Raw genomic sequence first — 20,308 nt, forward strand, 5'->3', positions numbered from 1 at the left:
TCATTCGAATTCTTTAGGAGCGACCATGCGTTTCCTGCCTGGCCTGTTACTTTTACTGCCCCTTGCAAGTCCCTTGGCCCATGCCGAACTGATCGACGATGTATTTGACCGCGGGGAACTGCGCATCGCAATGGAAGCCAACACCCCGCCCTTCAACTTCAAGGAAGGCGACAAACTCACCGGTTTTGAAGTGGAGCTGGGTGAGTTGCTGGCCAAGGAAATGGACGTACGCCCCTCCTTTATCACCGTCGATGCCGCCGAGTTGCTGCCCGGCGTGGAAAGCGCCAAGTACGACGTGGCCATCAACCATATCGCTATGACTCCTGAACTGGCGGATCGTTTCGACTTCAGCGAGCCCTACAGCTACTCCAGCGCACAGCTGATCGTGCGCAAGCAGGAACAGCGCCCGTTGGGCAGCTTTGCGGCGCTCAAGGGCAAGGCGTTGGGCGTGGCCCAGGGCAGCCAGTTTGTGGAGCAGGCGCGCACCGCCGAGGGCGTTGATTTGCGCAGCTATGCCGATGCCAGGCAGCCGATCAAGGACGTTGCCGATCAACAGATCGATGCCGCCATCAGTGATCGGCTGCTGATTCCCTACGCGATTCGCGACAGCCAGCTGCCAGTGAAGGAAGGCGCAGACGTCGGCCCGACGCTAAGCCTGGCGATTCCGTTCCAGAAGGGTAACCCGGCGTTCAAGGCCAGCCTGGACAAGGCCCTGCAACGAGTGAAGGCCGATGGCCGGCTGGCGGCGCTGTCGGAGAAGTGGTTCGGGATGGATGCGAGCAAGCCGGTGAAAAAGGCCGAATAAACGACTCGGTCAATGTGGGAGCGGGCTTGCTCGCGAATGCGGTGGCTCGGCTTGAGCATCGGGTGACTGACACTGCGCTTTCGCGAGCAAGCCCGCCCCACATGTTGATCTATGTCGGGCTTGAGCATTTTGCCAGGGCCACTGCCGCTTCAGGCAACTCCAGCTCACTGAACACCAGTACCCCATGGCGCTTGAGCAACGCCGCCGTCACGCCTTCGCCGGTGACCTTTACGCCGGTGAAGGTACCGTCATAGGTCAGCAGATTGCCGCACGACGGGCTGTTGGCCTTGAGTACGGCGACGCGGATATTGTGACGCTGTACCAGCGCCAATGCCTGGCGGGCGCCATCGAGGAAGGCTTCGCTGAAGTCTTCCCCCTGGGCCGTCAGCACCTGGGCGCGGCCTTCCCACACGTCAATCCCCTGCCCGCCCGGGATTTCGGCAGACGGCCGTGGCGTCGGCAAGCCACCCGCCACTTCCGGGCACACGGCAACCACCCGGCCTTCGGCCTGCCACGCGGCCAGTTGGTCGAAAGGCCCGCTGGCCCCTCCGTCGTAGCGTACCCGGTGCCCCAGCAGGCAGCGGCTGACCAGAATCTTTTGCATCATCAAAACGGCTCGTTGCCCCGCCGGCGAAACCAGCCGGTGAGGGACAGGCGTTCGCGGGTGGCGGGCATGACTTCATGGGGGATTTCCCCCGACAGGAATACCACCAGGCAACCGCCGGTGGGCACCACATCGTATTCGACGTCGCCCTTGAGGTACATGCGCAACTGGCCGCCATGTTCCGGCAGCCAGGCGTTGTTCAAGTAGATCACCGCCGACACCATGCGCCGGTCGTCATCGCGAAAACGGTCCACATGCTTGAGGTAAAACGCCCCCGGGGGGTACATCGCGAAGTGGCTTTCGAAGTCTTCCAGGCCCAGGAACAGGCCACGGTTCATCGCCACCCGCAGGCTGTCCATCAGCTCCAGGTAGTTATCGCAGGCCACCACTTCGCCCGGCTCCAGCCACTGGATATGGTCACCCCGGATGCCCTCGCGAATCTCCTGGGAAGGCCCCCGTCCGACCGCCGCGGGCGCCAATTCACCTTCGGCGGCGCGTTTTTGGCACTCAGCCGCCAGTTCGAGGGTCAGAGCCTCGGGCAGGAAGATATTCTGCTGCGACCAGCCTTGTGCGGCCAGGTCATCGACAATGCGTAACAGCAGCGGGTGATCGGAGGGTATGGGCATGGCGCGCATAGTATCCATACGCCTGTGAATCCGACAGAGCCGCCGAGCGTCTGAATACACTTTAGTCAGGTGACCGATAGGATTTCTCGACAAATCCTACGCCCGACACGGACAATAGTGGCCGACTGACAGGAGTCCATATGCGTCGTTTGTTTTTTTCCTTGCTGATGTTCTGCGTTTTGCCCGCCTGGGCAGACAGCCATGACCAGTTGTACAAGGTCGCCGGCTGGGCAGACCAGCGCGCGCATTTTAATGACGCCCTCAGTGCCGCCCAGCAACGCTACCGCAACAGCCTGCCGCCGGCGGTGTATCAGGCGCTGGTGGACAACAGCAATAAACGCTTCGCGCCCCAGTCGGTAGACCAGCGCGCCGAAGCGCAACTGCGCAAGAATTTGGCGGACCCTAAGCCGGCACTGGCCTTCTTCCAGTCGCCGCTGGGCCGCAAGATTGTCGCCGCCGAGTTGCTGGCCACCCGCCGCGATCAACTGGCGAAGAACGCCCAGGGCTTGCCGCACATGGAAGCCGATGCCACCCGCAGCCTGATCATCGGCCACCTGGCCCAGGCCCTGCCTGCGCGGGAAGCCGGGGCTGAAGTCAGCCTGGCGATTGCCGGCGTGGCGGCCGACAGCTTGAGCCAGATGATCCCCGGGCTGTTGGGCGGCGGCCAGGCGCAGGGCATGTTGAACGGCCAGCGTGAGCGCCTGATGCAGCAGATTGGCAATGATCTGAACAACACGCTGTTGTACGTCTACCGGGATTTGTCCGACCCGGAGCTGGAAGAGTTCGCGACGTTCGCGGAGTCGCCGGAGGGCAAGGCGTACTACAAGGCGGCACTGGCGGCGATTCGCGCCGGGCTGGCGGTCGGCCAAAGCACCTCGAGCCTGGCGCAGTAACCCTGTGGGAGCGGGCTTGCTCGCGAAGACGGTGTGCCAGTCACTGGTTATGCTAACTGATCGACCGCCTTCGCGAGCAAGCCCGCTCCCACATTTGGATTGCGTTATTTCAGGTGGTCGGTGAGAAACCCGAAGTATTGCTGCCGAATCTCCGGAATCTCATTCGCCAAGTGATGCCTGCCACGCGGCAGCATCAACACCTCCGGTTGGTCGAACTTGCTGCGCAGCACCTTCAGGTTGTGCTGCCAGTCCACCGTCATGTCTTCCTCACCCTGCACGATCAACGGCCGCCGCGTGCTGCGTGGCGCCGCTTCAACACGTTTGATCCAGCGCGCCAGGGCGCCCACCCAGGCAGTCGGCAACTGCCGTGGCTGCAACGGGTCGGCCTCCAGGAACGGCTTGAACTGCGGGTCGTTGGTGTTATCGCTGAAGCGCCGGGCAATGCCTTTGACGAACGGCCGGAGCAGGTAATAGCTGAGCTGCGACCAACCCCAGGCGCGGGGCCGCACCAGCGGTGACAACAGGAACGTCTTGCCCTGGGCCGGGCTGTCGACGCCATGGCTAAGCAGGTGATCCACCACAATCGCGCCGCCGGTGCTTTGCCCGAACAAGTGCCACGGCTGCGGCAATTGCAGCGCCCTGGCCTGTTCAAACAACGCCTGCACCACGTCCTGGTACACCGCAAAGTCATCAATGCTGGCCCGCTCGCCGCTGGACAGGCCATGGCCCGGCAAGTCGCAGGCGATCACCACAAAACCCTGGTCCAGCGCCCAGTCCACGGCATGCCGGTACAGGCCCATATGGTCGTAGAAGCCATGGAACAGGAACATCGTCGCCACCGGCACCGGTGGCCACCACACCTGGCAGACCACGTCGAACCCATCCACCGCAAACCGCCCCAGGCGGCTTGTCGCGGGCACCTTGCGGGCAGCGAGGTCCAGGCCGTAGAAGCGCTGGTAGACCCGGGCCTCGGCTGAAAGCGGCTGCGCGTCCACCAGTGGGCGCAAGCTTTCGCGTAGATGATCAGGGTCAAACGTAACGGGCATAAGAACTTCCAGACTGTGGCTTCAACGCATTGAACAGATGAATATCGAGCCGCGATATTCATCTGTCAGGGCAAGCATGGCAAGCTACGCGTCCTCCGAGGATTGATCCAAATGCGACAGCCCTACCGCACCACCCTCTTCGCCAGCCTGATCGTGATCATTTGCGCCGGGGTGTTGTGGGCGGCGTATGACTGGTTCCAGGGACGCTACCTGCGGGCATTCAGTGAGCATACGGCGGTGTTTTCCGGTGACAGCCTGAGCCTGCCGGCCGAGCTTGCCGGCCCGGGCCCGATCCGCCTGGTGCACTTCTGGGACCCCGCCTGCCCGTGCAATGTCGGCAACCAGCAGCACCTTGGCGAGTTGATCGAGCAGTACGCCCCCCAGGGCGTGGAGTTCTATTCCCTGCAGAAAGCCGGCAGCCACGGGCAGTTGCCCGCCACCCTGGGCTCGATGAAGGCCCTCAAGGCCGTGCCCGGTGCCCAGCATCTGCCGGCCAGCCCTGCCGTGGGCATCTGGGACCGCAGCGGCAAGCTGGCGTATTTCGGGCCCTACAGCGAAGGGTTGACGTGTAACTCCAGCAACAGCTTTATCGAGCCGATCCTGCAAGCCCTCGAAGGCGGACGCGAGGTCAATGCGACCCACACCCTGGCGGTGGGCTGTTATTGCGAGTGGAACGGGGAAACGTCTCCACCCTGACCCGGCAAGCTGAACAGACGCTGTTCGTTCGACAAACTCGAACAACTGTATCGGCACGCTCCTGTATCGTAAGCAACGAGCCGTACAAGCAGACGACACGGGAACACATGAGCCAATTAACCATCATCCTCTGGATACTCAACGTCATCGTTGATACGTCCGGCCAGTTGGCGTTCAAAGCCGCAGCCTCAGCCAGCGCCGAGCATGACGGCATGGCCCACTGGCGCCATATGCTCAAGCGTCCGTGGATCTGGCTGGGCATCATCTGCTATGTGTTCGAATTCGTGCTGTGGCTGGCCTTCCTGACACTGGTGCCGTTGTCGGTCGGGGTGATGCTGGGCTCCATCAATATTGTCGTGATCATGATTGCGGGGCGTTTCCTGTTCAAGGAAAGCCTGAGCAAATGGCGGTTGATCGGCATCATGCTGATCGCCTGTGGCGTGACCGTCGTGGGGTTTGAGTAATGAAACGGTTTTATATCCTCGGTTTTCTGTCGCTGATCATTTTCGATACCTTGGCGCAGGTCAGTTTCAAGTTCGCCTCGATTCATGCCGAACCGCTGACGATGGACGCCGCCTGGTTGATCCGCGTGTTCGGTGCGCCATGGATCTACGGCGCATTCGTGGGCTACATCGGCGCGTTTTTCACCTGGATGACGCTGTTGAAATACGCCCCGGTGGGCCCGGCGTTTGCGGCGTCACACCTGGAGCTGATCAGCGTGACGCTGATCTCCGTGTGGCTGTTCAACGACACCCTTACCCTGCCCAAAATCGTCGGCGGCGCGCTGATCATTGCGGGCATACTGTGCCTGGCGCGTAGCGAAGACAAAGAAAGCAAGACCGTCGAGGCCGAACCCTCGCAGACGCTGGCGTCATGACGCCCGTTGTCAGCCAGCGGGAGATTCCGCCAACGGCGGGGCTTCCCCTGCGCTGGCAGGACTTGTTCAACCGCTCGGGCGACCTGGCCCGCGACCTGGCCCGACAGCTCGACATCCCGCTGCCGGCCCTGCCCTGCTCCGGCACCGCCGCGCTGATCATGGCGCTGCGGGTGTTGCAGCAGCGCACGCCGGGGCGCACCGAGCTTATCGTGCCGGCCTATACCTGCCCGCTGGTGGCCCTGGCGGCCCATCACTGCCCGCCTTTGCGCGTGGTGGCGTGCGATCTGCAGCCCGGCAGCATCGACCTGGACGAACACCAGCTGGCGCAGCTGTGCAACCAAAACACCTTGGCGATCGTCGTCACTCACCTGGCCGGGCGTGTGGCGGATGTGGAGGCTGCCAAGCGCATTGCCGAGCCACTCGGCATTGCGGTGATCGAAGACGCCGCCCAAGCCATGGGCGCACTGGATGATGGAAAAAGCGTCGGACTGAAAGGCGACATCGGCTTTTTCAGCATGGCACTGGGCAAAGGCCTGACGACGGCTGAAGGCGGTGTGTTGTTCAGCCGGGATCCGGCGCTGCATCAGGCGTTGCACCAGCAATGCCGGCAGGACTTGCCCTTCAGCCTGCGCTGGGAAGTGCAACGCAGCGCCGAGCTGTGGGGCTATGCCGCGGCGTATCAGCCCCGCGGGCTGAAGTACGTGTACGGCAAGCCGCTGCGGGCGGCGTTGGCGCGGGGCGATGAAGTGGCGGCGGTAGGCGACGACTTTTCCGTCAACGATATTCCGTTGCACCGCCTCGGCGGCTATCGCCAGAAGGTCGGCGCCGCAGCCCTGGCACGCTTGCCCGAGCATTTGCAGCAAGGCCGCCTGCGGGCCTTGCGTCGCGTGGCGCAGCTGAGCAGCTTGCCCGGCGTGTCGGTGTTGACCGACAGCCCGGGCCAGCAAGGCACCTGGCCGTTCCTGATGGTGGTGATGCCCAGCGCACAAACCCGCGATACCGCGATGGCGCAGCTGTGGACGGCAGGCCTGGGCGTGACCCGCCTGTTCATCCACGTATTGCCGGGCTACCCGGCACTCACCCCGCTGTTACGCCAAGGCGCCGATATCCCCCGCGCGCAAAGCTTCGCCGCCCAGACACTGTCGATCAGCAATAGCCACTGGCTGACGGACGAGCTGTTCGAGCAAGTGCTGGATCATCTGCGGCGGATTCTTAAACGCTAGGCCCAACTTTGATCGATACGGGTCAACAAGCGCGCATTCAGCTCATTCTGCTGCTGTTGCCAGATCACCACCTGGTTTTCCGGCAACTCTTCCTGGCCATCCGACGCACTCAGCCAGCGCTTGAACTTGCTCTGGTAGTGGTAGGCGGACACGTCGCCGGTAATGTCCGCGCCAATAATGCTGCCGTGGCAGGCGTCGATCAGCGCATTCAAATGCTTCTCCAGAAACTCGCCCTGGTCCCAGTTGGTATTCACCACCTGCGGGCTCAGCACGTCTTTGTCGATGGAGAGATACACCGGCAGCGAAGGGTCGAGCTGCGCCAGGAACGCGCTCATCAACTCGTCCGCGCTGGTGAATGCACGATTGCTGCGGCCTGCGCCGATCCAGTTCAACCAGCGGGTATCGACGTTGGTGTTCCAGTAGGTCAGCTTGCGTTTCACCAGCGGCGACCAGTGATTCTCCCAGGCGTGCTTGAGGGAAATGTCCGGCGAGCCAATGCCCAGCACGTGAACGTGCTCGACTTGCGGCAGGCGGCTGGCCCAGTAGACCCAGGACCCACAATGGATACCAAACGGATAACGCATGTTGTCCGGGTGGTTATCGCAAATGATCAGCTGGATCTTTTGCTGGGTGGGAAGACGGTTCAACAACAGCTGGCTGAGGTGGTGATAATCACCGCTGCCGGTAAACACACAGCCGTAATCGCTGGGCATCTGCGCGTGCAGGGCGCTCTCCAGCTCCTTGAACTGCGCCCAGCGGCAGCCGAAACGGATTTTCTCCTGCCAGGCTTGCAACGGCAGGGTAAGGGCGCCGGGAATGTTATTCACGGCCCCGTCAAAATCGAGGATCAATGCGGGACGGGCCTGGCTCATGCGGTTTGCTCCTGCTGCCACTGGGTATCGCTTTCAAAATGGTGCCGGAAACGGTTCATCACTTTGCGCAGCAGCGGGTTCCTCACCCACACCAGATGGCGGGTAAACGTGAACTTGGCGCCGAGGCTGGACTTGACCTGCGGGTCGGTCCACCCCGCGACATAAAACTGCAGGCCCTTTTCCAGGGCGAACTCCAGGTTCACAAACCAGCTGACGAAGTACAGGTTGTGCTCCAGCGCCAGCGGGTAGTTCAGGCCGATGTACTTGTCGAGCAACTTGCCGTCTTGCTGGTAGCACAGGTTATAGCCAACCAGTTCGTCCTCGTCCCAGTAGCAGAACACATGCCCGCCGCTGTCGGCATCGGTTAGCAGCTGGATGAAGAATTCGGGCGTAAGCAGGTCGAAGTGGATTTCGCTCTGTGCGTACACCGCCTTGTACAGCCGATACAGTTCCTGCTGCCATTGCTCATCGCTGAAGCGGGCATCGCCGGTGTCCAGGATCTCGATGCGCAGCTCATCACGGCTGCGTAGCTTGCGGCGGATATTGCGGCGACGGCTGTGGGACAACCGCGACAGATACTCATCCGTCGAGCTGAAGTCGATCGGTACATAGGCCAGCGCCTGGCCCTCTACATTGATGAATCCGCGCTGGGTGCAGGCCTCGATCAACGCGTGTGCGTAGCGATTGTCCTCAACGCTGAGCAGCGGAGAATCCAGCGGCACATCCTTGACGATGGTGAGCTTGCGTTGCGGTGCACATTCCTCTTGCAGCCATTGCGCCATGTCCTGTGGCGGTACGTTCAGCGGGAACGGGGAATATTCGCTGACCGTGGTGCCGATAAAACAGGTGTCGATATGCAGCCATGACTGCCACAAACGGTACCCCGGCCAACTGCGCAGGCGGCTACGCAGCTCATCGTCGGCGGTGGTCTGCAGGTCGAACCGGGTGAAAAAGTACGGCAGTCCCTGTGCTGACAGCTGGGCAGTGAAACCCACCGGCGGGTATCGCAAAAAATTGCTGATCAGCGATGGCGTTTCCATGCAGCAGGCATAAGGCACCTGTGCACGGCTGGGATCTGTCATAAATTGCATTCCGAAAGTGATAGCAAAGGCGCGCCCGGATGACGGGGTGAATCATCGCGCCGCTGGTTTCATGTAACAGAGTAAACATAATACTCCGCCCACCCGCGGCCCACTTCAGAACCCCCACTTCATGCAGCTCAGGTTCAGGGAGCACGAACCCGAGAGCATTTTCCGCAGCGCTCGCCAAACCCACTAAACTGCCCGAATCTTCACGGTGACCGACTAATAAGGGACAACCCATGAAACGCATCCTGACCGCGCTGGCCATCCTGCTCGTAGCCCTTATGGTTGGCGCCGGCTGGTACGTGTACAGCAAGCAGCCGACCCGCCAGGGCACGGTGGAGCTGGCCCATCTGCAAGGTTCGGTCACGGTGCGCTACGACGACCGAGGCGTGCCGCATATCCGCGCCGAGAACGAGACCGACCTGTACCGTGCCCTCGGCTACGTGCATGCCCAGGACCGGTTGTTCCAGATGGAGATCATGCGGCGCCTGTCCCGTGGCGAGCTGGCCGAGGTGCTGGGCCCCAAGTTGCTGGAGACCGACAAGCTATTTCGCAGCCTGCGCATTCGCGAGCGCGCCTTGAGCTACGTCGAACACATGGACCATGAGTCTGCGTCCTGGAAGGCCCTGCAAGCCTACCTGGACGGGGTCAACCAGTATCAGGACAGCCACGCCAAACCCATGGAGTTCGACGTACTGGGCATCCCCAAGCGCCCGTTCACCGCCGAAGACACCATCAGCGTCGCCGGCTACCTGGCCTACAGCTTTGCCGCAGCCTTTCGCACCGAACCCTTGCTGACCTACGTACGCGATCAGTTGGGCAACGACTACCTGAAGGTCTTCGACCTCGACTGGCAGCCCAAGGGCGCGCTGAACCTGGCGGCCGGTGACTGGAAAGACCTCGGCGCCATTGCCCAGTTGAGCGAACAGGCCATGGCCGACAACGGCCTGCCGCAGTTCGAAGGCAGCAACGCCTGGGCCATCAGCGGCAGCCGCACCAAGAGCGGCAAACCGTTGCTGGCGGGTGACCCGCATATCCGTTTCTCGGTGCCGTCGGTGTGGTACGAGGCGCAGCTGTCGGCGCCGGGCTTCGAGCTTTACGGCTATCACAACGCGCTGGTGCCGGTGGCGTTCCTGGGCCACAACAAGGATTTCGGCTGGAGCCTGACCATGTTCCAGAACGATGACCTCGACCTGATCGCCGAGAAGGTCAACCCGGACAACCCCAACCAGGTCTGGTACCACGACAAGTGGGTGGACATGACCAGCAGCGAGCAACAGATCGCGGTCAAGGGCCAGGACCCGGTAACCTTGACGCTGCGCACCTCGCCCCACGGTCCGATCATCAACGACGTGCTCGGCGAGAATGCCGGCAAGACGCCGATTGCCATGTGGTGGGCATTCCTGGATACCGAAAACCCGATCCTCGACGGTTTCTATCAGCTCAACCGTGCCGATACCCTCGCCAAAGCGCGTGCGGCGGCGGCCAAGGTCCAGGCGCCTGGCTTGAACATCGTATGGGCCAATGCCAAGGGCGATATCGGCTGGTGGGCGGCGGCGCAATTGCCGATCCGCCCGGCCGGGGTCAACCCGGGCTTTATCCTCGACGGCAGTACCGCCCAGGCGGACAAGCTCGGTTTCTACCCATTCAGCGCCAACCCCCAGGAAGAAAACCCGGCCCGCGGTTATGTGGTGTCCGCCAATGCCCAGCCCGCGTCACCCATCGGCATGCCGATCCCCGGGTATTACAACCTGGCAGACCGTGGCCAGCAGTTGAACGCGCAACTGAGCGACAACAGCGTGAAATGGGACGTGGACAACAGCCAGGCCTTGCAGCTCGGCACCACCACCGCCTACGGGCCACGGCTGCTGGCACCGCTGCTGCCGGTGCTGCGTGACGTGGTCAAGGACCCGGCGCAGTTGAAGCTGGTGGAGCAACTGGCAGCCTGGAAAGGCGATTACCCGCTGGACTCCACCAGTGCCACGTTGTTCAACCAGTTCCTGTTCAACCTCACTGACGCGGCGTTCCACCCGAAACTGGGCGATGGGATGTTCAAGACCTTGCTCACCACCCGGGTAGTGGACGCAGCCTTGCCGCGCCTGGCCGCTTCAGCGGATTCGCCGTGGTGGGATGGCCACCGCGCCGAGACCGTCAAGCTTGCCTGGGACAACAGCCTGCAACACCTCAAGGCGACCTTTGGTGACGACCCATCGCAGTGGCAATGGGGCAAGGCCCACACCCTGACCCACGGCCATCCACTGGGCTCGCAGAAGCCGTTGGACAAGATCGTCAACGTAGGCCCGTTTGCCGCTCCCGGCACCCATGAAGTGCCCAACAACCAATCCGCACAGATCGGCCCGGCGCCGTGGCCGGTGACGTACGGGCCGTCGACCCGACGCCTGATTGATTTCGCCGATGCCGCACATGGGCTGACCATCAACCCGGTCGGGCAGAGTGGTGTGCCGTTCGACAAGCACTATTCCGATCAGGCGGAAACGTACATCGAAGGCGGGTATGAGCAGGCGCATTTCAATGATGAGGAAGTGACGGCGAATACCCGCAGTACGCTCAAGCTGTTGCCGGCCCGGACACCGCAATAACTGAAGAAACAAAAAATCAATGTGGGAGCGGGCTTGCTCGCGAATGCGGTGGATCAGTCAATACATCTGGTGACTGACACTCCGCATTCGCGAGCAAGCCCGCTCCCACATTTTGATCTGCGTTGTTGCTTCTAGCGGGTACGCAGCCGCCCCGGCGCCTCACCGTAGGTTTCCTTGAATTTCTTGCTGAACGCCGCCTGGGATTGATACCCCGCCCGAGCGGCAATATCCGTCAGGCTCAGCCGCGACTGATGCAGCAGGTTGAACGCCAGCTCCATACGCAACTGCGTCAGCAACACCCACGGCGACACGCCTGCCACTTTGACAAACCCACGCATGAAGGTCGCCCGGGACATCGACGCGGCGCTGGCCAGGCTGTCGATGGTCCACTCATGGCCGGGATCCGCCAGCATCGCCTGCCAGGCCTTGCCCAGGCGTTTGTCGGTCAACAAGGCAAAGGTGCCCGCCACCGGCGCTTGCTGCGTCAGCCATGCCCGCAGGATCAGGGTGAACAACGCCGACGACAGCGCATCAATGAAAAACCGCGCCCCCAGCCGCTGCCCGTCCGCCTCGCTGCGCAGCAGTGCGATCAATGCCGCCAGCTGCCCATCGGCCTGCCATTGCCGGCTGGACACCACCAGGTAGTCCGGCAACGCACTGAACAGCAACGACTGGCGGTTGTAGCGAAAGCTGCCGCAGAGCATGTCCACGTCCGGCTGCTCACCGCCCAGGCGATGGATCGGCAGCAAGCCGCCTTCGATCACGGTCTGCGCCATCGGCTTTACCCGCGCGCCCTGGCTGCGCACCAGGTGCGTCGCGCCACCGGGCATCAACAGGATGTCGCCCTCCTCCAGCGTCACCTGCTGCCCGCCGGACAATTCGGCGCGGCACGTGCCCGCCAGCACAATGTGATACGGCGCCACGCCCATCGGCTCGGGCTCGTGGTCCATGGCCCAGGCGCCCTGGAACTGGCAACGCAAGTCCAGGCTGCCCCGCAGGTTGGCCAACGCGATGAGGGTGTCGATGGAGTTCATTTGCGAGCATCGGTCAAAAAGGTGAGTGGATCGAACAAAAGCGCCAAACCTGAACCGCGCACACTGGCTTCACACCCAACCCGTTCAGGAGTTAACACGATGTTCAATAACTGGTCCGACTTGCTGCCTACCGTGAAGAAAGCCTTTGGCACGCTGGGCAAGAGCAACCCGAAGATGGTCAAAGCCTACATGGCGCTGGGGGAAGCAGCCGAGGAAAATGACGTCCTCGATGCCAAGACCCGTGAGCTGATTTCCATCGCCGTGGCCATCACCACCCGCTGTGACGGCTGCATCGGCGTGCATGCCGACGCGGCGATCAAGGCCGGCGCCACCCGCGAAGAAGTGGCCGCGACCCTGGCCACCGCGATCTCGCTGAATGCCGGCGCGGCGTATATCTACTCGCTGCGCGCCCTGGAAGCCTATGACACGCTCAAACCGGCGCCGCAAAATTAAGCCGGAATTGTTGCGGCGTCACGCCCAGCCGGCGATTGAACACACTGCGCATGTGCTGGGCATCGCGAAAGCCGCATTGATACGCCACGGTCTTGAGCGGTGCGTGGGTGCTTTCGAGCATCACCCGCGCCGCATCCACCCGCGCCCGCTCGACGAACTCCGCCGGAGTGATCTGCGCTTCCCGGGCAAATACCCGCGAGAAGTTGCGCGCGCTCATGTTGGCGGCTTTGGCCAGGTCGGCGATGGTCAGGTCGCCCGTCAGGTTGGCCAATACATACAGCTGCACCAGCGCCACCGCCGAGGTGGCTTGCGCGTGGGGTGTCAGGAACGGGCTGAACTGCGACTGCCCGCCGGAACGCTGGGTGAACACCACCAGGCGCTTGGCCACGCTGAGGGCGACTTCCGGGCCGTGGTCCTGGGCCAGCAGGTACAGCGACAGGTCTATGCCCGCCGTCACCCCGGCCGAGGTGTAGAGGTTGCCGTCCTGCACATAGAGGCGGTCGGCTTCGACCTGGGCCGATGGGCATAAGGCGGCCAGATCGGCAGCGTCGCCCCAGTGGGTGGTGACGGTGCGCCCGTCCAGCAACCCGGCGCGGGCGAGCATGAAGGCACCGTTGCAGATGGAGCCGAAGCGCCGGGCTCGCGCACTGGCGTCACGCAGCCATTGATTGAACACCGGGCCGAAATCCTCGAAGGGCAGCTGCGGCCCGCCGGCCATCAACAACAAGTCGTAAGGCTCGAGGGCCTCGCTGAAATGCCGGTGTGCCTGCAAGGACAAGCCGTTGGAACAGGCCATGTTGCCGTGCCCCAGGCCAATCACCTCCAGCTGGTAATGCGCCTCGGGCGGCAGAAAACGGTTGGCCTCGCAGAACACATCCAGGGGCCCGGTCACGTCCAGTGACTGGACGCCGGGGAAGATCAGGATGGCGACGGTTTTGCCCATGAGCAGAAACACCTTTTTCTAACTGAATAAACACAACCCTTGTAGGAGCTGGCTTGCCGGCTATGCAGACACCTCGGTGTAGCAGGTATACCGAGGTGATGCTATCGCAGGCAAGCCAGCTCCTACATTTGATCGCGCATAGCCTTGGCGCGATATCGCGGCACATTGGCCGGGATCGCATCCTCGACGCGATGGCCCCTTCGCGGGCGCGCGACCAGACTGGACTCATCGGCGCCACCCGGCGCTTTCTTGAGGAGAACGACCATGAGCACCACCATCGCCGGCATCAAGATCCCGGACAGCGCCCTGGCCAAGGCCACCACCGAATACATCCGCGACATCGAATCCGACCTGCTCTACCACCACTCCCGCCGGGTGTTCCTGTTCGGCGCATTGAGCGGCGAGCGCCAGCAGTTGGCCTATAACCCGGAGTTGCTGTACGTCGGCGCGATGTTCCACGACCTGGGCCTGGTGGAAGGTCACCGCAGTGACGACGAACGCTTTGAAGTGGACGGCGCCAACGCGGCGGCGGACTTTCTCAAGCCTTACGGGTTGAGCGATGACGACATCGAACAGGTGTGGTTGTCCATCGCCCTGCACACCACACCGGGGGTGCCCAAGCACTTGCGTCCAACCGTGGCGCTGGTGACCGCGGGCGTGGAAATGGATGTGCTGGGAATGGAGTACGCGGCGTTTACCAGCGTGCAGCGCGAAGCGGTGGTGCATGCGCATCCACGGGGTGAAGGGTTCAAGGAGTGCATCATCTGCGCGTTTGCCGACGGCCTGCGCCATCGCCCGCAGACCACGTTTGGCAACGTGAAGACCGATGTGCTGGTGGATCAGGAGCCGGGGTTCAAGCCGATGAATTTCGTCGAGGTGATTCGCAAGTCGCCTTGGACTGCTTAACCCGAATTGGAATGCAATCAAAATGTGGGAGCGGGCTTGCTCGCGAAGGCAGTGGATCAGTCAATACATCCGGTGACTGACACTGCGCTTTCGCGAGCAAGCCCGCTCCCACATTTTTGATCCGGTTTCTTCAGGGCTACCTGATTAGACCGGCGCTGGAGCCCGACGCGAATCCGCCGGCTTCTCCCAACCATCCGCAGCCGCTTCTTCAATCGCCTGCTGGATCGCTTTCTTGCGGTGCTCTTCGGCACGACGGCTGAAGAACCACACCAGGAACGTCACGATCGACACCGCCAACAGAATCAGGCTGGCCACGGCGTTGATCTCGGGTTTAACCCCCAGGCGCACCGCCGAGAACACTTCCATCGGCAACGTGGTCGAACCCGGCCCCGACACGAAGCTGGCCAACACCAGGTCATCCAGCGACAGCGCGAACGACATCATGCCGCCCGCCGCCAGCGACGGCGCGATCATCGGGATGGTGATCAGGAAGAACACCTTCCACGGCCGCGCACCCAGGTCCATGGCTGCCTCTTCAATCGACAGGTCCAGCTCACGCAAGCGCGCCGACACCACCACCGCCACATACGCCGAACAGAACGTGGTGTGGGCGATCCAGATGGTCACCAGGCCACGTTCCTGCGGCCAGCCGATCATCTGCGCCATGGCCACGAACAGCAGCAACAGCGACAGGCCGGTGATCACTTCCGGCATCACCAGCGGCGCCGTCACCAGGCCGCCGAACAGCGTGCGGCCCTTGAACTGGCTGATGCGCGTCAGCACGAACGCCGCCAATGTACCGAGTGCCACCGCCGCAATCGCGGTGTAGCAGGCGATTTCCAGGGAGCGACCGACCGAGCCCATCAACTGGGTGTTGTCCAACAGGCCGACGTACCACTTGATCGACCAACCGCCCCACACCGTCACCAGTTTGGATTCGTTGAACGAGTAGATCACCAGGATCAGCATCGGCAGGTAGATGAACAGCAACCCCGCCACCAGCATGAAGCTTGAGAAACTGACGCGCTTCATATCTTGCCCTCCATCTCTTTGGCTTGGCTGCGGTTGAACAGGATGATCGGCACGATCAGGATCGCCAGCATCACCACCGCCAGGGCAGACGCCACCGGCCAGTCACGGTTGTTGAAGAATTCTTGCCACAACACTTTACCGATCATCAGGGTTTCCGGACCGCCCAGCAGTTCCGGGATCACGAACTCGCCCACCACCGGGATAAATACCAGCATGCAGCCGGCGATGATGCCGTTCTTGGACAGCGGCACGGTGATTTTCCAGAAGCTGTTGAAGGTGCTCGAACCCAGGTCCGACGCGGCTTCCAGCAGGCTCTGGTCGTGCTTCACCAGGTTGGCGTACAGCGGCAGGATCATGAACGGCAGGTACGAATAGACCACGCCGATATACACCGCGATGTTGGTGTTGAGAATCTGCAGCGGTTCGTTGATCAACCCGATGGACATCAGGAAGCCGTTGAGCAACCCGTTGTTGCTGAGGATGCCCATCCACGCATAGACCCGGATCAGGATCGCAGTCCAGGTCGGCATCATGATCAGCAGCACCAGCACGGTCTGGATTTCCTTGCGTGCGCTGGCAATGGCGTAGGCCATCGGGTAGCCGATCAGCAGGCAGAGGATGGTGCTGAAAAACGCCATCTTCAGCGAGCCCAGGTACGCCGCGATGTACAACTCGTCATCGCCCAGCATCCCGTAGTTGGCCAGGTTCAGCACCAACTGCAGTTTCTGTTCAACGAAGGTGTAGATCTCGGTGTAAGGCGGGATCGCTACGTCGGCTTCGGCAAAGCTGATCTTCAAGACGATGAAGAACGGCAGCATGAAGAACAGGAACAACCAGAGGAAAGGGATCCCGATGACCACATGCCGGCCACCGGGGGTTATTCGTTGCAGCTGGCGTTTGAACTTCTTCATGTTCATGAGCGAAGTACCACGCCGCTGTCGTCTTCCCACCACACGTACACCTGGTCGCCCCAGGTAGGGCGCTGGCCACGGCGTTCGGCGTTGGCCACGAAGGATTGCACCAGCTTGCCGCTCGGCAATTCGACGTAGAACACCGAATGGCCGCCGAGGTAGGCGATGTCGTGCACCTTGCCGCTGGACCAGTTGTGCTCGCAGGTCGGCATTTCGGTGGTCACCAGCAGCTTTTCAGGGCGGATGGCGTAGGTCACCGACTTGTCTTCCACCGAAGTGGCGATGCCGTAGCCGACGTAGATATCGCGGTCCAGGTCCGGGCACTTGAGTACCGCGTGGCCTTCGGCGTCGTCCACCACCTGGGTGTCGAAGATGTTGACGTTGCCGATGAACTCGCACACCAGGCGGCTGGTCGGCGTTTCATAGATGTCGATCGGGCTGCCGATCTGGGCGATCCAGCCCAGGTGCATGATCGCGATGCGCTCGGCCATGGTCATGGCCTCTTCCTGGTCGTGGGTCACCATCACGCAGGTCACGCCCACGCGCTCGATGATCTCCACCAGTTCCAGTTGCATCTGCGAACGCAGCTTCTTGTCGAGTGCGCCCATCGGCTCATCGAGCAGCAGCAGTTTCGGACGCTTGGCCAGGGAACGCGCCAGCGCCACCCGCTGACGCTGGCCGCCAGACAGCTGGTGCGGCTTGCGCTTGGCGTACTGGCTCATCTGCACCAGCTTGAGCATCTCGGCCACACGGGCGTCGACCTCGGCCTTGGGGATCTTGTCCTGCTGCAGGCCAAACGCGATGTTCTGGGCCACGGTCATGTGGGGGAACAAGGCGTAGGACTGGAACATCATGTTGATCGGCCGCTCGTACGGCGGCATGTCGGTGATGTCCACACCGTCGAGGTAAATGCGTCCTTCCGTTGGGCGCTCGAAGCCTGCGAGCATGCGCAGCAAGGTGGATTTGCCCGAACCCGATCCGCCGAGCAAGGCGAAGATTTCGCCTTTCTTGATTTCCAGGGACACATCGTCCACCGCAATCGTCTCGTCGAACTTCTTCGTGACCCGGTCGATTTTGACCAGCACCTTTTTCGGTGTCTGGTCGCCCTCGAGGGCTTTCTTATAGGCGCCGGAGGCAACTGCCATTTACGAAACTCCCAGAATAAAAAGAGTGCAGCTCGCCCAATACGGGCCAGCCTTGGATAGTTTGAGCGTTAAGCCTTACTTGCCCGTCTTGACCTTGGTCCAGCTACGGGTCATCAAACGTTGCACTTTCGGGGGTAGCTCGAAGTTGACAAAAGTCCGGTCGAGAACCGCCTGCGGTGGGTAAACCGCTTCGTCGGTGCGTATCGATTGCTCCATCAGTTTGTCCGCCCCTGGGTTAGGGTTGGCGTAACCGACGTAATCACTGACCTGAGCGATCACTTCAGGTTTCAGCAAATAGTTGATGAAGGCGAGGGCCTCTTTGACGTTGGTGGCATCCTTGGGGATGGCCAGCACGTCGAACCACAGGTTGCCGCCTTCTTTCGGAATCACATAGGCGATGTTCACGCCCTTGCCCGCCTCGGCTGCACGAGCCTTGGCCTGGAACACATCACCGGAGAAACCGGCCGCCACGCAGATGTTGCCGTTGGCCAGGTCCGAGATGTATTTGGAAGAATGGAAGTAGGTCACGTAGGGACGCACTTTCAGGAGTTTCTCTTCAGCCTTCTTGTAGTCTTCAGGGTTGGTGCTGTTGGGGTTGAGGCCCATGTAGTTGAGCACCGCCGGCAGCATTTCATCCGCCGAGTCCATGAACGACACACCGCACGTGGCCAGCTTCTTCATGTTTTCCGGCTCGAACAGCACGGCCCAGGAGTCGATCTTGTCGACGCCCAGCACTTCTTTGACTTTATCTACGTTGTAACCAATACCGTTGGTGCCCCACAGATACGGCACGGCGTACTGGTTGCCCGGATCGTTCTTTTCCAGGCGCTTGAGCAACGCCGGGTCGAGGTTGGCGTAGTTGGTCAGTTGCGATTTGTCGATTTTCTGGAACGCCCCGGCCTTGATCTGCTTGCCAAGGAAGTGGTTCGACGGCACTACCACGTCATACCCGGTACGCCCGGCAAGTAACTTGCCTTCCAGGGTTTCGTTGGAATCAAACACGTCATAGACCGGCTTGATGCCGGTGGCCTTTTCAAAGTTGGCCAGGGTGTCCGGGCCGATGTAGTCCGACCAGTTATAAATATGCACAGTCGGCGCGGCCTGCACGCTGACAGCCAGCGTGATACCTGCACCCACCAGCAAGGCTTTGCGAAATAAAGAAATTGGCAAGTGGAGGTCCTCTTAAATAGTTGGGCCCGAAGTTGTTGCCCGGCAACAAAACCGGCGCGCAACTTACCCTCGATAAACCGATCCGGCAAAACTTTCTGTCATTTAATTGTTTCGCTAACCACCGCGCGCATCGCGGCAGTTAGCAAAACAGGTATCAAAGCGGCTTTACTTGCCCGATTTGATTTTGGTCCAGCTGCGGGTCATTTCCCGCTGAGTAGCAGCCGGCAAGTCAGCAATGGCATACAGCTTGGCTTGCACGTCCGCTGGCGGATAAATGCCTGGGTCGCTGGTGATGTCTTTGTCGACCAACGCGGTAGCTTTCTCGTTACCGTTCGGGAAACGTACGCTGTTGGTAATGCCCGCCATGACTTCCGGCTTCAGCAGGTAGTTCATGAACTTGTAGGCAGCGTCGACGTTCTCGGCATCTTTAGGGATGGCGACCATGTCATAGAAGCTGCCGGCACCTTCTTTCGGAATGTCATAGGCAACCTTGACCTTGCCACCGGCTTCAGCCGCGCGGGACTTGGCCTGTTGCACGTCACCCGAATAACCCACGGCTACGCAGATGTTGCCGTTGGCCAGGTCGGAAATGTACTTGGACGAGTGGAAGTAGCCGATCGAAGGACGCAGCTTGAGGAACAGGGCCTCGGCTTGCTTGAGGTCTTCCTTCTTCTGGGTGTCGGTCGGCAGGCCCAGATAATGCAGTGCCACTGGCAGCATTTCGGTTGGCGAATCGAGGAAGCTCACACCGCAGCCTTTGAGCTTGGCGAGGTTTTCCGGCTTGAGGATGGTGTCCCACGAGTCGATCTTGTCGATGCCCAGTGCGGCCTTGACCTTCTCCGGGTTGTAGCCGATGCCGATCGAGCCCCACATGTACGGGAAGGCGTGCTTGTTGTCCGGGTCGCTGATGGACACGGCTTTAAGCAGGGACTTGTTCAAGTTGTCGTAGTTCGACAGCTTGGACTTGTCCAGTTCCTGGTAAACACCGGCCTTGATCTGCTTGGCGAGGAAGTTGTTCGACGGCACGACAATGTCGTAGCCGGACTTGCCTGCCAGCAACTTGGCTTCCAGGGTTTCGTTGGAGTCGAACACGTCATAGACCACCTTGATCCCGGACTCTTTTTCAAAGTTCGCGATGGTGTCCGGTGCGATGTAGTCGGACCAGTTATAAACGTGCAGCACTTTATCGTCGGCGTGTGCCGCGCCTGCCATGGCCCCCATCAGGGACAAGGCCAGGAGGGTCTTGCCAGCGTTCTTCAAACCTAATGCCTTCATTCGGTCATGCTCCAATTTTTTCTTTTTTGGGCCACGTTCGTTCTTTAATTACAACGTGTTTCGCAGCCCGTCTAAGGGCGACAAAACAGGGCGACAGTCTGGCAAGTTCAGG

General features: G+C 61.3%; 21 protein-coding genes. 9 read left to right on the plus strand and 12 right to left on the minus strand.

What is annotated here, in order from left to right; translation table 11 throughout:
• The first annotated feature begins 25 nt into the window (after window positions 1-25).
• Window positions 26-805, plus strand: a complete 780-nt coding sequence (locus HX807_RS14285; protein ID WP_003213851.1) for a transporter substrate-binding domain-containing protein — start codon at window positions 26-28, stop codon at window positions 803-805.
• A gap of 109 nt (window positions 806-914) precedes the next feature.
• Here the strand turns inward: HX807_RS14285 and HX807_RS14290 are convergent, their stop codons facing one another.
• Together HX807_RS14290 and HX807_RS14295 are read right to left on the minus strand one after the other, a co-directional pair.
• Window positions 915-1,409, minus strand: a complete 495-nt coding sequence (locus HX807_RS14290) for a DUF523 domain-containing protein (RefSeq protein ID WP_043226180.1) — start codon at window positions 1,407-1,409, stop codon at window positions 915-917.
• Between the two features lie 2 nt (window positions 1,410-1,411).
• Window positions 1,412-2,044, minus strand: a complete 633-nt coding sequence (locus HX807_RS14295; protein WP_003213854.1) for a 2OG-Fe(II) oxygenase — start codon at window positions 2,042-2,044, stop codon at window positions 1,412-1,414.
• A 131-nt stretch (window positions 2,045-2,175) separates the two neighbouring features.
• Between HX807_RS14295 and HX807_RS14300 the strand changes: the two genes are divergently transcribed.
• Entirely contained in the window at window positions 2,176-2,928 is a 753-nt protein-coding gene (locus tag HX807_RS14300) for a DUF2059 domain-containing protein (RefSeq protein WP_008438922.1), read from the plus strand.
• A gap of 104 nt (window positions 2,929-3,032) precedes the next feature.
• Here the strand turns inward: HX807_RS14300 and HX807_RS14305 are convergent, their stop codons facing one another.
• Entirely contained in the window at window positions 3,033-3,974 is a 942-nt protein-coding gene (locus HX807_RS14305; RefSeq protein ID WP_008438921.1) for an alpha/beta hydrolase, read from the minus strand.
• A gap of 111 nt (window positions 3,975-4,085) precedes the next feature.
• Between HX807_RS14305 and HX807_RS14310 the strand changes: the two genes are divergently transcribed.
• The 4 genes from HX807_RS14310 (at window position 4,086) to HX807_RS14325 (ending at window position 6,770) form a co-directional block, all read left to right on the plus strand.
• Window positions 4,086-4,670: a DUF6436 domain-containing protein gene (locus HX807_RS14310; RefSeq protein WP_003213861.1), complete on the plus strand. Its 585-nt coding sequence runs from the start codon at window positions 4,086-4,088 to the stop codon at window positions 4,668-4,670.
• Between the two features lie 107 nt (window positions 4,671-4,777).
• Window positions 4,778-5,134, plus strand: coding sequence for an EamA family transporter (locus tag HX807_RS14315; RefSeq protein ID WP_003213864.1), 357 nt, complete (start codon window positions 4,778-4,780; stop codon window positions 5,132-5,134).
• Window positions 5,134-5,547, plus strand: a complete 414-nt coding sequence (locus HX807_RS14320; protein WP_008438917.1) for a multidrug efflux SMR transporter — start codon at window positions 5,134-5,136, stop codon at window positions 5,545-5,547. Before HX807_RS14315 ends, HX807_RS14320 begins: the two co-directional genes overlap by 1 nt.
• The gene (locus HX807_RS14325; protein ID WP_177050289.1) at window positions 5,544-6,770 is read left to right on the plus strand and encodes a DegT/DnrJ/EryC1/StrS family aminotransferase; all 1,227 of its coding nucleotides are present in this window, start codon (window positions 5,544-5,546) and stop codon (window positions 6,768-6,770) included. Before HX807_RS14320 ends, HX807_RS14325 begins: the two co-directional genes overlap by 4 nt.
• On the opposite strand, the gene HX807_RS14330 is transcribed toward HX807_RS14325, so the two are convergent.
• On the minus strand, window positions 6,767-7,642 hold the full coding sequence (locus HX807_RS14330; RefSeq protein WP_003213870.1) for a hypothetical protein: 876 nt from the start codon (window positions 7,640-7,642) through the stop codon (window positions 6,767-6,769). The two genes, HX807_RS14325 and HX807_RS14330, sit on opposite strands and share 4 nt — an antisense overlap.
• Window positions 7,639-8,724, minus strand: a complete 1,086-nt coding sequence (locus tag HX807_RS14335; RefSeq protein ID WP_177050291.1) for a GNAT family N-acetyltransferase — start codon at window positions 8,722-8,724, stop codon at window positions 7,639-7,641. The genes HX807_RS14330 and HX807_RS14335 overlap by 4 nt, the downstream gene beginning before the upstream one ends.
• Before the next feature lie 239 nt (window positions 8,725-8,963).
• On the opposite strand from HX807_RS14335, the gene HX807_RS14340 reads away from it, so the two are divergent.
• Window positions 8,964-11,327, plus strand: a complete 2,364-nt coding sequence (locus HX807_RS14340; protein ID WP_177050293.1) for a penicillin acylase family protein — start codon at window positions 8,964-8,966, stop codon at window positions 11,325-11,327.
• 131 nt (window positions 11,328-11,458) lie between these two features.
• Here HX807_RS14340 and HX807_RS14345 read toward each other — a convergent pair whose 3' ends face one another.
• A complete protein-coding gene (locus HX807_RS14345; protein WP_177050295.1) occupies window positions 11,459-12,361 on the minus strand; it encodes an AraC family transcriptional regulator in 903 nt (300 codons plus the stop codon).
• Between the two features lie 99 nt (window positions 12,362-12,460).
• Between HX807_RS14345 and HX807_RS14350 the strand changes: the two genes are divergently transcribed.
• Entirely contained in the window at window positions 12,461-12,814 is a 354-nt protein-coding gene (locus HX807_RS14350) for a carboxymuconolactone decarboxylase family protein (protein WP_134327497.1), read from the plus strand.
• On the opposite strand, the gene HX807_RS14355 is transcribed toward HX807_RS14350, so the two are convergent.
• Window positions 12,792-13,757 (minus strand): GlxA family transcriptional regulator, encoded by a 966-nt coding sequence (locus tag HX807_RS14355; RefSeq protein ID WP_003213876.1) that lies wholly within the window; start codon window positions 13,755-13,757, stop codon window positions 12,792-12,794. The two genes, HX807_RS14350 and HX807_RS14355, sit on opposite strands and share 23 nt — an antisense overlap.
• A 264-nt stretch (window positions 13,758-14,021) precedes the next feature.
• On the opposite strand from HX807_RS14355, the gene HX807_RS14360 reads away from it, so the two are divergent.
• The gene (locus tag HX807_RS14360) at window positions 14,022-14,663 is read left to right on the plus strand and encodes an HD domain-containing protein (RefSeq protein WP_003213877.1); all 642 of its coding nucleotides are present in this window, start codon (window positions 14,022-14,024) and stop codon (window positions 14,661-14,663) included.
• A gap of 144 nt (window positions 14,664-14,807) precedes the next feature.
• Here the strand turns inward: HX807_RS14360 and HX807_RS14365 are convergent, their stop codons facing one another.
• From HX807_RS14365 to HX807_RS14385, 5 genes are all read right to left on the minus strand, one after another.
• Entirely contained in the window at window positions 14,808-15,695 is an 888-nt protein-coding gene (locus HX807_RS14365; protein WP_008438909.1) for an ABC transporter permease subunit, read from the minus strand.
• On the minus strand, window positions 15,692-16,612 hold the full coding sequence (locus HX807_RS14370; protein WP_003213882.1) for an ABC transporter permease subunit: 921 nt from the start codon (window positions 16,610-16,612) through the stop codon (window positions 15,692-15,694). The genes HX807_RS14365 and HX807_RS14370 overlap by 4 nt, the downstream gene beginning before the upstream one ends.
• The gene (locus HX807_RS14375) at window positions 16,609-17,751 is read right to left on the minus strand and encodes an ABC transporter ATP-binding protein (RefSeq protein WP_003195240.1); all 1,143 of its coding nucleotides are present in this window, start codon (window positions 17,749-17,751) and stop codon (window positions 16,609-16,611) included. The genes HX807_RS14370 and HX807_RS14375 overlap by 4 nt, the downstream gene beginning before the upstream one ends.
• 75 nt (window positions 17,752-17,826) lie before the next feature.
• Complete coding sequence (locus tag HX807_RS14380; RefSeq protein WP_177050297.1) at window positions 17,827-18,921, minus strand: polyamine ABC transporter substrate-binding protein; 1,095 nt, start codon at window positions 18,919-18,921, stop codon at window positions 17,827-17,829.
• 165 nt (window positions 18,922-19,086) lie between these two features.
• Entirely contained in the window at window positions 19,087-20,181 is a 1,095-nt protein-coding gene (locus HX807_RS14385; protein ID WP_003213887.1) for a polyamine ABC transporter substrate-binding protein, read from the minus strand.
• Between the last annotated feature and the right edge of the window lie 127 nt (window positions 20,182-20,308).

The sequence above is a fragment of the Pseudomonas sp. D8002 genome, from assembly GCF_013385695.1.
Taxonomy (GTDB): Bacteria; Pseudomonadota; Gammaproteobacteria; order Pseudomonadales; family Pseudomonadaceae; genus Aquipseudomonas.

What these genes read in the sequence shown, in the direction of transcription:
- HX807_RS14285 (WP_003213851.1), top strand. Translation starts at nt 26, where the DNA reads ATGCGTTTCCTGCCTGGCCTGTTACTTTTACTGCCCCTTGCAAGTCCC.
- HX807_RS14290 (WP_043226180.1), bottom strand. Translation starts at nt 1,409, where the DNA reads ATGCAAAAGATTCTGGTCAGCCGCTGCCTGCTGGGGCACCGGGTACGC.
- HX807_RS14295 (WP_003213854.1), bottom strand. Translation starts at nt 2,044, where the DNA reads ATGCGCGCCATGCCCATACCCTCCGATCACCCGCTGCTGTTACGCATT.
- HX807_RS14300 (WP_008438922.1), top strand. Translation starts at nt 2,176, where the DNA reads ATGCGTCGTTTGTTTTTTTCCTTGCTGATGTTCTGCGTTTTGCCCGCC.
- HX807_RS14305 (WP_008438921.1), bottom strand. Translation starts at nt 3,974, where the DNA reads ATGCCCGTTACGTTTGACCCTGATCATCTACGCGAAAGCTTGCGCCCA.
- HX807_RS14310 (WP_003213861.1), top strand. Translation starts at nt 4,086, where the DNA reads ATGCGACAGCCCTACCGCACCACCCTCTTCGCCAGCCTGATCGTGATC.
- HX807_RS14315 (WP_003213864.1), top strand. Translation starts at nt 4,778, where the DNA reads ATGAGCCAATTAACCATCATCCTCTGGATACTCAACGTCATCGTTGAT.
- HX807_RS14320 (WP_008438917.1), top strand. Translation starts at nt 5,134, where the DNA reads ATGAAACGGTTTTATATCCTCGGTTTTCTGTCGCTGATCATTTTCGAT.
- HX807_RS14325 (WP_177050289.1), top strand. Translation starts at nt 5,544, where the DNA reads ATGACGCCCGTTGTCAGCCAGCGGGAGATTCCGCCAACGGCGGGGCTT.
- HX807_RS14330 (WP_003213870.1), bottom strand. Translation starts at nt 7,642, where the DNA reads ATGAGCCAGGCCCGTCCCGCATTGATCCTCGATTTTGACGGGGCCGTG.
- HX807_RS14335 (WP_177050291.1), bottom strand. Translation starts at nt 8,724, where the DNA reads ATGACAGATCCCAGCCGTGCACAGGTGCCTTATGCCTGCTGCATGGAA.
- HX807_RS14340 (WP_177050293.1), top strand. Translation starts at nt 8,964, where the DNA reads ATGAAACGCATCCTGACCGCGCTGGCCATCCTGCTCGTAGCCCTTATG.
- HX807_RS14345 (WP_177050295.1), bottom strand. Translation starts at nt 12,361, where the DNA reads ATGAACTCCATCGACACCCTCATCGCGTTGGCCAACCTGCGGGGCAGC.
- HX807_RS14350 (WP_134327497.1), top strand. Translation starts at nt 12,461, where the DNA reads ATGTTCAATAACTGGTCCGACTTGCTGCCTACCGTGAAGAAAGCCTTT.
- HX807_RS14355 (WP_003213876.1), bottom strand. Translation starts at nt 13,757, where the DNA reads ATGGGCAAAACCGTCGCCATCCTGATCTTCCCCGGCGTCCAGTCACTG.
- HX807_RS14360 (WP_003213877.1), top strand. Translation starts at nt 14,022, where the DNA reads ATGAGCACCACCATCGCCGGCATCAAGATCCCGGACAGCGCCCTGGCC.
- HX807_RS14365 (WP_008438909.1), bottom strand. Translation starts at nt 15,695, where the DNA reads ATGAAGCGCGTCAGTTTCTCAAGCTTCATGCTGGTGGCGGGGTTGCTG.
- HX807_RS14370 (WP_003213882.1), bottom strand. Translation starts at nt 16,612, where the DNA reads ATGAACATGAAGAAGTTCAAACGCCAGCTGCAACGAATAACCCCCGGT.
- HX807_RS14375 (WP_003195240.1), bottom strand. Translation starts at nt 17,751, where the DNA reads ATGGCAGTTGCCTCCGGCGCCTATAAGAAAGCCCTCGAGGGCGACCAG.